This window comes from Bradyrhizobium sp. LCT2, from assembly GCF_009931255.1.
GTDB lineage: Bacteria > Pseudomonadota > Alphaproteobacteria > Rhizobiales > Xanthobacteraceae > Bradyrhizobium > Bradyrhizobium diazoefficiens.
The window spans coordinates 4,034,559-4,046,740 of record NZ_CP034432.1 but is presented as its reverse complement, the minus strand read 5'-3'; the positions used below and the strand labels follow the sequence as shown (position 1 = coordinate 4,046,740).

The 12,182-nt window shown below is 64.9% G+C and carries 8 protein-coding genes; 6 read left to right on the top strand and 2 right to left on the bottom strand.

Features of this window, described 5'->3' with window-relative positions; translation table 11 throughout:
- The first annotated feature begins 269 nt into the window (after nucleotides 1-269).
- The gene (locus EI171_RS19415; RefSeq protein WP_161534414.1) at nucleotides 270-1,520 is read left to right on the top strand and encodes a multidrug effflux MFS transporter; all 1,251 of its coding nucleotides are present in this window, start codon (nucleotides 270-272) and stop codon (nucleotides 1,518-1,520) included.
- 201 nt (nucleotides 1,521-1,721) lie between these two features.
- Here EI171_RS19415 and EI171_RS19410 read toward each other — a convergent pair whose 3' ends face one another.
- Complete coding sequence (locus EI171_RS19410; RefSeq protein ID WP_371740520.1) at nucleotides 1,722-3,317, bottom strand: glycosyltransferase family 39 protein; 1,596 nt, start codon at nucleotides 3,315-3,317, stop codon at nucleotides 1,722-1,724.
- A 221-nt stretch (nucleotides 3,318-3,538) separates the two neighbouring features.
- Nucleotides 3,539-5,149 carry an ABC transporter substrate-binding protein gene (locus EI171_RS19405; protein ID WP_011088342.1) on the bottom strand — a complete coding sequence of 537 codons (1,611 nt, stop codon included), beginning with the start codon at nucleotides 5,147-5,149 and terminating at the stop codon, nucleotides 3,539-3,541.
- Nucleotides 5,150-5,419: 270 nt separating this feature from the next.
- Between EI171_RS19405 and EI171_RS19400 the strand changes: the two genes are divergently transcribed.
- The 5 genes from EI171_RS19400 (at nucleotide 5,420) to EI171_RS19380 (ending at nucleotide 12,181) form a co-directional block, all read left to right on the top strand.
- Entirely contained in the window at nucleotides 5,420-6,550 is a 1,131-nt protein-coding gene (locus tag EI171_RS19400; RefSeq protein ID WP_060912602.1) for a M20/M25/M40 family metallo-hydrolase, read from the top strand.
- Between the two features lie 218 nt (nucleotides 6,551-6,768).
- Nucleotides 6,769-7,710, top strand: coding sequence for an ABC transporter permease (locus tag EI171_RS19395; protein WP_028175416.1), 942 nt, complete (start codon nucleotides 6,769-6,771; stop codon nucleotides 7,708-7,710).
- 19 nt (nucleotides 7,711-7,729) lie between these two features.
- Nucleotides 7,730-8,617, top strand: a complete 888-nt coding sequence (locus EI171_RS19390; RefSeq protein WP_011088345.1) for an ABC transporter permease — start codon at nucleotides 7,730-7,732, stop codon at nucleotides 8,615-8,617.
- A 157-nt stretch (nucleotides 8,618-8,774) separates the two neighbouring features.
- Complete coding sequence (locus EI171_RS19385; RefSeq protein ID WP_161534412.1) at nucleotides 8,775-10,424, top strand: ABC transporter ATP-binding protein; 1,650 nt, start codon at nucleotides 8,775-8,777, stop codon at nucleotides 10,422-10,424.
- A gap of 251 nt (nucleotides 10,425-10,675) precedes the next feature.
- Complete coding sequence (locus tag EI171_RS19380) at nucleotides 10,676-12,181, top strand: M81 family metallopeptidase (RefSeq protein ID WP_161534411.1); 1,506 nt, start codon at nucleotides 10,676-10,678, stop codon at nucleotides 12,179-12,181.
- Nucleotide 12,182 lies beyond the last annotated feature (1 nt).

Here is a 12,182-nt window from a genome sequence, read left to right as displayed (position 1 = left end):
TTCTCCGCCGCCATTCCGGCGACGGATACCGTAGCAAGAATCCTGCCACCTTGGGTGGTATCGCCGCGCCGCTTCGTCAGGCTGTTGAACGCCTTCCAGGCGGCGTGGCCGGTGCAACGGCGCTCGCGCCCCAGCCGACCTGTCCCGGAGCGACGGCGGGCCTCACCCAGCCTTGTCCGCTCCCGCTCCGCCTGACAGCCATCTCAAAACATGGGTTGTGCGCCGCAGCATGGACAATACATAAAGCCTTCCAATCAGAGGTGAGCTTCTTGTCCGACGTCAATGCCGACAGCTGGGTGTCCTCGGGACACCGGCCCATGGGTTTTCCCGAATTCGTCATCGTGATCGCGTCCATCATGGCGCTGAATCCGCTTGCGATGGACATGATGCTGCCGGCGCTGCCCAATATCGGGACCGCCTTCAAGATTCCCGTCGCCAACCATCTCCAGCTCGTGCTGTCGACCTTCCTGATCGGCTTCGGCGTGGGTCAGTTCGTCATGGGTCCGTTGTCGGACCGTTTCGGCCGTCGCCCGGTGTTGCTCGGCGGCATGGCGGTCTATGCGGTGGCGAGCGTGCTGGCGGTTGCCGCGCCCTCGTTCGAGACGCTGCTGCTGGCGCGCGCGCTGCAAGGGCTCGGTACCTCGGCAACGCGCGTGATCGCGACCTCGATCGTGCGCGACTGCTATGTCGGCCGCCGCATGGCGAGCGTGATGTCGCTTGCCATGATGGTGTTCATCGCGGTGCCCGTGATCGCGCCGTCGTTCGGACAGGCGGTGCTGCTCGTCACGCAATGGCGCGGCATCTTCGTCGTGCTGATGCTGTACGGCCTGCTCGCGCTCGCATGGTCCGTGCTGCGGCTGCCCGAAACCCTCCCTCAGTCAGAACGCAGGTCGCTGGCGCCCGCCGACGTGCTCGCGGCGTTCCGGCAGACCCTGACCAATCGCCAGACCATCGGCTATGCGACGGCCGCCGGCAGCGTCATCGGCGCACTCTTCGCCTATGTCTTCTCGGCCCAGCAGGTCTTCACCGGCGTCTATCACCTCGGTCACTACTTCCCGCTCGCCTTCGCTGCGATCGCGGCCGGCACCGCCATTGCCGGCTTCCTCAATGCGAGGCTGGTCGGACGGCTCGGCATGCGCGTGATCTCGCACGGCGCCCTGACGCTTTATGCCGTGGTCGCCAGCGTCATGCTGGTCACCGAAATCCTGAACGTGCTGCCGCTTGCTCTGTTCATGGCACTGTCGGCGCTGATGATGTTCTCGTTCGGCATGATGGTCGCCAACTTCACCGCGCTCGCGATGGAGCCGCAGGGCCATATCGCCGGCACCGCTTCCTCGCTTTACGGCTCGATCACGACGCTGATCGGCATCGTGGTCGGCATGGCGATCGGGCAGAGCTTTGACGGCACGCTGCTGCCGTTCTCGGTCGGCTTCTTCCTGTCGACGCTGGCTGCGCTCGCGATCGTGCTGGTGGTGGAGAAGGGTCGGCTGTTCAAGCCGCATCATCGCCCCACCGCATGAGGAACTTCCGGCCGGCCTCGATGTTGTAGTGCAGCAATTCGAGAGGCCGCCGCTATGGAACCGGAACACCGCGAAGACCCCACCCCGGATCGGCCTGATACGGGGCGTTCCGAGCCAAACGCCGAGCAGGCTGCGTTCAACGCGCCTTTCGCAAGCGAAGGCCTCGAGCGGCTGCGCGACAGCCATTGTTGAGCGCGCAGCCTATTCCGTCGGACGCCGGCTCGCACTGAAATCATTTGCGCTGCTCTCGGGCGCGGCGCTGCTTCCGCGCGGCGGCACCATCAGCACGACCACCTCCCGCGTGAGACCGGGCCGGCCCCACAGCGTGGCCTGCACGGTGAATTCACGCCTGACGAACTGTCCGGCGCCCGAGGACACCCGTTCCATCCAACGGTTGCAATAGTCCTGGCCGCGGAAACAGAGCGCGGCCCAGCCGCGATCCAGCGTCCTCTTGCGCGGCAAACCCCAAATGTATTGATACGCGAGCGGCCGTGCATAATAGGGATGATCGGGGCTATAGAATGCCGCCGCAAAAGCCAGCGCATCATCGCCGCTCACGGCGCTCAGCGGCTCGCCGGTCAGCTCGCGCCACTCGCGCGTCAATTCGCCGGCCGCCTGCGCGTAGAAGTTCCGGCCCTCTTCGTAGCCGTGATTGTTGCGATAGACGGCATGGATCGGGGCCGCGACCAGGACGGCGGCGAGCGCGACGCCGGCCGCGGTCACCGCGAGGTTGACGGTGTAGAACCGCTCGATCGGATAGCGCGTGCCGCAGACCACGAGAATGACGAACAGGAACAGCCCCTGCAACGCCCACAGCGACGGCAGATCCGTTCCCATCACAAGCGACGTCAGGACCGGCAGCACGATCGTGCCGATCGCAATGGAGAAGAGAAGCCGCAGGCCCGGACTCATCGCCATGAAGTCGGCCGGAAACTGCTTCAGCCGCGTGCCGGCGATGAGCATCCAGAGCACGGCCGACACGCTCATGGCCGCAACCAACCCCAGCAGGAAATTCTTCGCCTCACCGAGCGAGCTCACAGCGTTGCCGTTGGCGTGAGCCAGCGCATAGGTGAAGGCCGACGCGCCCGTCGTCGCGAGCCAGTAGAGGTGCGGCGACAGCGCCGCGAGCCCGACGGCGACCGAGATCCAGGGCGAAGCCGAGGTGAAATAGGCGCGCCGTGCCGGATGCGCCAGCGCGGCAAAGGCGAAGCTCGCGACGAGAAAGATCGAATAATATTTGCCGACCATCGCGAGCGCCGTCGTGCATCCCACAGCGACCGCCCACAGCTTGCCGCGCGTCTCGAATGCGCGCAGGAAGCACCAGGTCGCCAGCGGCCAGGTCGCGAGCAGCACCGCATTGGCGTTGAAGCGCTGGGCGTGGAATTGATAGGCCGGCGTCAGCATCAACAGCAGCAGCACCAGGATGCGCTTGTGCCCGGTCACGAACTGCCGCGAGATCAGATCGACGAAGAACAGCGCAAGCCCGGCATTGGCCATCGCCAGCAGTTGCAGCGACCCGTCACTGAGCGGAAAGACGAAGGTCCATGCCGCCGCGACCCACCCCATCAACGGCGGATGCTTGTGATAGCCCCAGGCAAAGTTCCGTCCGAGCGTCCAGGCCTCGAGCGTATCGGGGTGCAGGCCGCCGCCGGCATAGGCGATGGCCAGATAGAGCGTCCAGATCGCAACGAAGCAGGCGATGAGAAGCGGCACGGCCCAGCCCGCTTCGACGCCGTCGAGCCAGCGCAGGAAGGGCCGACGCCATCGCGCCGGCGCGCGATCGGACCGTTCGGCCATCGCCTGGAATGCAAAATCGACTGGCACAGGAATCAATTGGGACACGGAAAGTGATGCGCGAAGACGGCACATCTATTTCAGGTTGGAAACAAATAGCAATGATTGGAAACTGGAAGAGTTAAAGGCTCCACGGTCGTCTCGAGCCGGCAAACGACAACGGCGCCGCTGGTGACAGCGGCGCCGCGTGATAATCCGGACGAAAGGCGGAAGGACCCGCCCGCCTATTCCGACTTGTCGACGTTCCAGAACAGGGGCGTTGCGGGCCCGTCGAGCACACCGCTCAGCGATTTGCGCCAGCCGCTCGGCAGCAGATACTGCCCCAGCGGAACGTAGATCACCTGCTCATAGGCTTCTTTCTGGATGTCGGCGGCGATCTTCTTCTGCTCGTCGACCGACGGCGCGCGGACGAAAGCATCCTTGAGCTGCTCGATCTTGGGGTCTTCCGCCCAGCCGAACCAGCCGCCCTTCTTGCCCTGGCCGCCGATCGAGAGATTGGCGATCGGGTTGGAGACGTCGGCCGCGACCCAGTTGGTGAAGAACATGTTCCAGCCGCCCTCCTTCGGAGGCTTCTGGCTGGCGCGGCGGCTCACCACCGTCTGCCAGTCGGTCGCTTGCAGGTCGACCTTGAAGCCGGCCTCGCGCAGCAACTGGGCCGCAACGATCGGCTGCGCCTTGAGCGTCGTGACGTCGCCGGGCGCCATCACCACGACCGGAGTGCCGTCATAGCCGGACTCGGCGAGCGCCTTCTTGGCTTCCGCCATGCCATTGCCCTTCACCAGGGTCTCGGCGCCGACGTCGGTCGCGAGCGGGGTATCGCACACGAAGAACGCGCCGCAGACCTTCTGATATTTGGCGTTGCCGACGAGCGCATCGAGAACGTCCTTCTGGTTCATCGCCAGAAAGGCAGCACGGCGCACCTTCACGTTGTCGAACGGCGGATACAGGAAGTTCATCCGGCCGAGCGTCTGGAAGCCGAACTTGTTCGAGACCTCGATCGTGATCTCCTTGTTCGCTTCCAGCACCGGCAGCATGTCGTACGGAAGGTTCTCCACGAAGTCGATGTCGCCCGACTGCAGCGCGTTCACCGCGGTCTGCGAGTCCGGCATCGTGATCCACTCGACGCGGTCGACCTTCACCACCTTGCCGCCGGAGGTCCAGCTCGCCGGCTCCTTGCGCGGCACGTAATCGGTGTTCTTGACGTAGACAGCCTTCACGCCGGGCTGGAATTCCGACTGCACGAACTTGAACGGGCCCGAGCCGATCTGCTCGGGGATCTGCTTGTCCGGCGGCGTCTCGGCGAGGCGCTTCGGCATCATGAAGGCAACGCGCGAGGACGGCTTGCCGATGGAGTCGAGCACGAGGCCGTAGGGCTCCTTCAGCTTCAACGTGATGGTCTTGGCGTCGGTCGCCTCGAGGCTCGCGGTGAAGTCCATGAGCTTCTGGCCCATGCCGTCGACCGCGCCCCAGCGCTTCAGCGAGGCAACGCAGTCTTCCGCGGTCACCGGCGTGCCGTCATGCCACTTCAGGCCGTCGCGCAGTGTAAAGGTGTAGGTGAGCTTGTCGTCGGAGATCTTCCAGTCCGCCATCTGCGGCTGGATCTTGAAGTTCGAATCGGTGGCCACCAGCGTGTCGTAGACCATGTAGCCGTGGTCACGCGTGATATAGGCCGTGGTGAAGATCGGATCGATGATGCGCAGATCGGAATGCATTACCGCGGTGAGGGTCTTGCCGGCTGCAAGCACTGGCGAGGCCAGCGCGGTCGAGAGCGCGACGACCGACAGCGCAAGTTTGGAGGCGAACGCGCGAGGCGCCCGGCGCATGAAGTGGAACATAAAAAGTTTCTCCTGACGTGAAACTGTTCAAAGGCAGGTTATTGGTTGGGCATTCGGTTCGTTCTTTGGGCGAACTAACCTCATGCAATGCCTTTATCTTTTCGAGACTTGCAGACAGTGCCGAGCGCGTCAATCCGGTTTCGCTGCAGGCCCAGGCGGCGCGCGCACGGGCTCCCCAAAGATCGGTTTGGCTCTACAACGCTCTCCGCTTGTCCTGCCCCGCGCCGATGCAATGCGCGTTCCATCTTTCGAAGCTTGAGAGACATTACGATGAATCCAGCCAATCTTCCCTTCGATTCCGAGGCGATGCTCGAGGGCCTGCGCGGATGGGTGGAATGCGAAAGCCCGACCTGGGACGCGGGCGCCGTGAACCGCATGCTCGATATCGCAGCGCGGGATATGGCAATCATGGGTGCGACGATCGAACGCATCGCCGGCCGCCAGGGCTTTGGCGGCGTGATCCGTGCGCGCTTTCCCCATCCGAAGCAGGGCGAGCCCGGCATCCTGATCGCCGGACACATGGATACCGTCCACCCGGTCGGCACCATCGAGAAGCTGAAATGGCGGCGTGAGGGCAGCAAGTGCTACGGCCCCGGCATCTGCGACATGAAGGGCGGCAACTATCTCTCGCTGGAAGCGATCCGGCAGCTGGCGCGCGCCTCCTTCACCACGCCGCTGCCGATCACCGTGCTGTTCACGCCGGACGAGGAGGTCGGCACGCCCTCGACACGCGACATCATCGAGGCCGAGGCTGCGCGCAACAAATACGTGCTGGTGCCCGAGCCCGGCCGTGCCGACAACGGCGTCACCACCGGACGTTACGCGATCGCGCGATTCAATCTCGAGGCGACCGGCCGGCCGAGCCACGCCGGCTCGACATTGTCGGCGGGCCGCTCGGCGATTCGCGAGATGGCGCGGCAAATCCTCGCCATCGATGCGATGACGACGGAGGACTGCACCTTCTCGGTCGGCGTCGTGCATGGCGGACAATGGGTTAATTGCGTTGCTACGATCGCCACCGGCGAAGCGCTTTCGATGGCCAAGCGCCAGGCCGATCTCGATCGCGGCGTCGAGCGGATGCTGGCGCTGTCAGGCACAACCAATGATGTTGCGTTCAAGGTGACGCGTGGCGTCACCCGGCCCGTGTGGGAACCCGATGCCGGCACCATGGCGCTGTACGAAAAGGCGCGCGACATCGCCAGATCGCTCGGCGCCGAGCTGCCGCATGCGAGCTCGGGCGGCGGCTCGGACGGCAACTTTACCGGCGCGATGGGCATCCCGACGCTCGACGGCCTGGGCGTGCGCGGCGGCAATGTCCACACGCTCGAAGAGTATATCGAAGTCGAGAGCCTGGTCGAACGCGGCCGCCTGATGGCAGGACTGCTGGCCACGCTGGAGTGATTAGATCGTCATTCCGGGGCGCGTCGAAAGACGCGAACCCGGAATCTCGAGATTCTTCGATGCTGGCGTATCGCCCCGGAATGACGCCGCAAGAAAATAACTGGCCGCACTGCAAAACCTGTGGCCCTGATGGCACGGGAATTGCTCAAATGTTAGGCTGATGGCAGAACAGGCAACGACCGCTGCCGCCGATTTGACTCTAATCTGACGGATTCAACTTGCTCGGATATCTCCTTCGCCGAATCTTCGCCGCCGTGCCCGTGATGGGCGTCGTCGCGCTGTTCGTCTTCCTCCTGCTCCGCCTCACCCCCGGCGATCCCGCCGCGATCCTCGCCGGCGACAACGCGACGCCGGAACGGCTGGAGCGCATCCGGACCTCACTCGGCCTCAACGAGCCCCTGATCGTGCAGTTCATCACCTGGGTGAACAAACTGCTGCACGGCGATCTCGGGACGTCGCTGATCTCCAACCTGCCGGTGATGAAGATGATCGGCCAGCGCGTCGAGCCGTCGATCTCGATCGCGCTGTCGACCATCATCCTCGCCGTCATCGTCGCGGTCCCCCTGGGGGTGATCGCGGCGTGGAAGCACGGCACCTGGATCGACCGTTTCGTGATGGGTCTCTCGGTGCTCGGCTTCTCGGTCCCGGTGTTCGTGGTCGGCTATGTCCTGATCGAGGTCTTCGCCATCGACCTGCGCTGGGTGCCGGTGCAGGGCTTCAAGAGCATCTCGAACGGCTTCGGTCCGTTCTTCGAGCGCATGATCCTGCCGACCTGCGCGCTCTCCTTCATCTACATCGCGCTGATCGCGCGCATGACGCGCGCGGCGATGCTCGACGTGCTCGGCGAGGACTATGTCCGCACCGCGCGCGCCAAGGGCATCAACGAAGTCGCCGTGATGATGCGCCATGCGCTGCGCAACGCCGCCGTGCCGGTGATTACCGTCATCGGCACCGGCTTTGCGCTTCTGATCTCCGGCGTCGTCGTCACCGAGAGCGTATTCAACATCCCCGGCATCGGCCGCCTCACCGTGGATGCGGTGCTGGCGCGCGACTATCCGGTGATCCAGGCGATGATCCTGCTGACCTCGCTGATCTATGTCGTCGTCAATCTCCTGATCGACGTCGCCTACACTCTGCTCGATCCGCGGATCCGGTACTGAGGCAAGGATAAGGACAAAAATGTCGGTCGATACCCTTCCCCAGTCGTCCATTCCGATCACGTCGCCGCTGCGGCCGCGCTTCGGATTCCTCACCTCGACGCCGATCATCGCCACGGCGACGGTCCTGCTCGCGCTGATCGTGCTGATCTCGATTCTGGCGCCGCTGATCGCGCCGCACGATCCGATCCAGCTCGCGCCGTCGCAACGATTGAAGCCGACCTCGGCGCAATTCCTGCTCGGCACCGACGCCTACGGACGCGACCTGCTGTCGCGCGTCATCTATGGCGGCCGCATCTCGCTGCTGATCGGTGTTGGCTCGGCGATCCTGTCGATCGTCATCGGGCTGGCGATCGGCCTCGTCTCCGGCTTCTTCAAGCTGGTCGACTCCGTCCTGATGCGGGTCATGGACGGCCTGATGGCGATGCCGAGCATCCTGCTCGCGATCGCCGTGGTGTCGCTGTCCGGTGCCAGCATCTGGACCGTGCTGATCGCGATCACGATCCCCGAAGTTCCGCGCGTGGCGCGCCTGGTGCGCTCGGTCGTGCTGTCGGCGCGCGAGGAACCCTATGTTGAAGCGGCGATCTCGGTCGGCTCATCCCTGCCGAAGATCATGTGGCGGCATTTGATGCCGAACACGATCGCGCCTCTGATCGTGCAGGGCAGTTACGTCTGCGCCTCTGCAATCCTAACCGAGGCGATCCTGTCCTTCCTCGGCGCCGGCATCTCGCCGGAGACGCCGACCTGGGGCAACATCATGGCCGAGGGCCGCCAGTACTTCCAGATCAAGCCGTCGCTGATCTTCTGGCCGGGCCTCCTGCTCTCGATCGCCATTCTCAGCATCAATCTGATTGGCGACGCCGCCCGCGACGCCCTCGATCCCCGCATGAAGCAGCGGGAGGGGAAGTGATGACCAAGAGTTCAGTCATTCCGGGGCGCGACGAAGTCGCGTGCCCGGAATCCATTTCATCTCATGTACTGCGGCCCGATGGATTCTCAGGTGCGCAATTGCGCACCTTAGTTCGCACTAGCGCGCGCCCCGGAATGACGAGCGAAAGTTTTGCGGCATGACCAACCCTGTTCTCGACATCAACAACCTCGTCGTTTCCGTCGGCAAGAAGCCGAAGGCGGCGAACATCATCGACGGCATCTCGATCCAGGTGCGCGAACGCGAGACGCTGTGTCTCGTCGGCGAAAGCGGCTCGGGCAAGTCGGTGACCTCGCTGACCACGATGGGCCTGCTGCCGAAGGGCACGCTGGTGCCCACCGCCGGCAGCGTCAAGCTGGTCGGCGAAGAGCTGCTCACCGCGACCGACCGCCGGCTGCGCCAGCTCCGCGCGACGCAGATGGCGATGATCTTCCAGGAGCCAATGACCGCGCTCAATCCGGTCGTGCCGGTCGGCCGGCAGATCGACGAAGTGCTGCGCGCGCACACCAATCTCGATGCCAGGGCACGGAAGAAGCGCATCCTCGACATGATGGAGCAGGTGCGCCTGCCCCAGGTCGAGCGCATCTTCGCCTCCTACCCGCACCGCCTCTCCGGCGGCCAGCGCCAGCGCATCATGATCGCGATGGCGCTGGTGCTCGAGCCGAAGCTGCTCATTGCCGACGAGCCGACCACCGCACTCGACGTCACCACGCAGAAACAGATCCTGACCCTGATCCGTGACCTCCAGCGCGATCACGGCACGGCCGTGCTGTTCATCACCCACGACATGGGCGTGGTGGCGGAAATCGCCGACCGTGTCGCCGTGATGCGGCAGGGTCGCCTCGTCGAAACCGGTCCGCTCGACGCCGTGCTGCGCAATCCAACCATGGAATACACCCGCAACCTGCTCTCGGCGGTGCCGAGCCTCGTGCCGCGCGCGGCGCGGCCCGAGACCAAGGAACCGGTGGTGCTGGAGGCCAACGACCTCAGCAAGGTCTATAAGGAGCGCGCCTTCTTCGGCAAAGGCCGCGAGGTCGTCGCCGCCGACAAGGTGACGCTGACGCTGCGCAAGGGCCGTACGCTCGGCATCGTCGGCGAGAGCGGCTCGGGCAAGTCCACGGTGGCACGCTGCATCGTGCGCCTGATCGACCCGACCTCCGGCGGCGTGCGCCTGTCCGGTCGCGAGATCTCCGACATCTCGCGTCGCCTGCTCCAGCCGCACCGGCAGAAGATCCAGATCGTGTTCCAGGATCCCTACCGTTCGCTCAACCCGCGCATCACGGTGGGCGAGAGCATCGCGGAAGGCCCGATCAATTACGGCGTCTCGCATGCCGACGCGATGAAGCGCGCCCGCGAGCTGCTCGAGCTGGTCGGCCTGCCGGCCGATGCGGTGTCACGCTATCCGCACCAGTTCTCCGGCGGCCAGCGCCAGCGCATCGCGATTGCGCGTGCGCTCGCGCTCGATCCGGACGTGCTGGTCGCGGACGAAGCGGTCTCCGCGCTCGACGTCTCGGTGCAGGCCCAGGTGCTGGAACTGCTCGACGAGATCCAGAAGCGGCTCGGCATCGCGATCCTGTTCATCACCCACGATCTCCGAGTCGCAGCGCAAATCTGCGACGAGGTCGTGGTGATGCAGCACGGCCGCGTTGTCGAACAGGGCCCCGCCGCCGAAGTGCTGACGCATCCGAAGGAGGCCTACACCAGGGCCCTGCTGGAGGCAGCCCCCGGCCGCGGTTGGGACTTTGCGAACTTCCGGCCGGTGTCGGAGGGCTTGGTGGCGACGGCGTAACTCCACTCTCTCCTCGTCATTCCGGGGCATCGCGAGGCGATGAGCCCGGAATCCATCAGGCCGCAGACTCTGTCGCATGATGGATTCCGGGCTCGCGCACGTTGCGCGCCCCGGAATGACTGCGGAGCAGCATTCCCAAAACGATCTGACCCTATGCACGGCGCGATTGCTTCTCACCTTGCTCTCGCCGCAAGGGCAAGGCTAACGTCGAAGGCTAACGCGCGCACTTTCAATCGCCTGGACTTGAATTGATGACACGTATCGCGGTCGGCGGCTTCCTGCACGAGACCAACACCTTCGCTCCGACGAAGGCGACGTTTGCGGACTTCCAGCATGGCGGCGGCTGGCCGGCGATGACTGAAGGTGCCGACGTGCTGAAGGTGATGCGCCGCATCAATGTCGGACTCGCCGGTTTCGTCGACAGCGCCGAAGCCAACGGCTGGGAACTCATTCCGACCATCGCCTGCGGCGCGAGCCCCTCCGCACATGTCACCAAGGATGCGTTCGAGCGCATCGTGAGGGTGATGGTTGACGGCATCGCGGCCGCGGGCCCGATCGACGCCGTCTATCTCGACCTGCACGGCGCGATGGTGACGGAGCATCTCGACGACGGCGAAGGCGAAATCCTGGCACGGGTACGCCGCGTCATCGGCGAGGATGTTCCGCTCGTCACAAGCCTCGATCTTCACGCCAACGTCACGCCCGCGATGATCGGGCATGCCGACGCGCTGATCGCCTACCGCACCTATCCGCATGTCGACATGGCCGAGACGGGCCGCGCCTCGGCGCGACATCTCGCGCTGCTGTTGAAGACCAAGCAGCGCTTTGCGAAAGCCTTCCGGCAACTGCCGTTCCTGATCCCGATCAGCTGGCAGTGCACCAACGACCAGCCGACCAAGGGCATCTACGAGAAGCTCGCCGCGCTCGAGAGCGACGGGGTTCCGACGCTGTCCTTCGCGCCGGGCTTCCCCGCCGCCGACTTCCGCGATTGCGGGCCGAGCGTGTTCGCCTATGGCAAGACGCAAGCCGACGCCGATCGCGCCGCGGATGCGATCGTCAAGCTGATCGAAAGCCACGAGGACGATTTCGACGGCAAGATCTGGTCGCCCGACGACGGCGTGCGCCATGCGATGGAACTCGCGAAGGGCGCCAGCAAGCCGATCATCATCGCCGACACCCAGGACAATCCCGGCGCCGGCGGCGATTCCGACACCACCGGCATGCTGCGCGCGCTGGTGCGCAACAAGGCCAGCGCCGCGACCGGCGCGATCTACGATCCGGAATCGGCCAAGGCCGCCCATGCGGCCGGTGTCGGCGCCACGGTGACGCTGTCGCTCGGCGGCAAGTCCGGCATTCCAGGCGACGAGCCCTATCGCGAGACCTTCGTCGTCGAAAAATTGTCCGACGGCCGCTTCATCGCGCCAGGCCCCTATTACGGCGGCCGCGAGATGGAGATGGGTCCTTCCGCGGCCCTGCGCATCGGCGACGTTCGTGTCGTCGTCTCCTCGCACAAGGCGCAGCTCGCCGATCAGGCGATGTACCGCTATGTCGGCATCGAGCCGACCGAACAGAAGATCCTGGTCAACAAGAGCTCGGTGCACTTCCGCGCCGATTTTGAGCCGATCGCGGAACAGCTGATGATCTGCGCCGCCCCCGGCGCGATGCCGGCCGATACCGCCTCCCTGCCCTGGACGAAGCTGCGCCCGGGCATTCGCATCAAGCCGAACGGCCCCGTTTTCAATCCTCCTTCACGCTAAC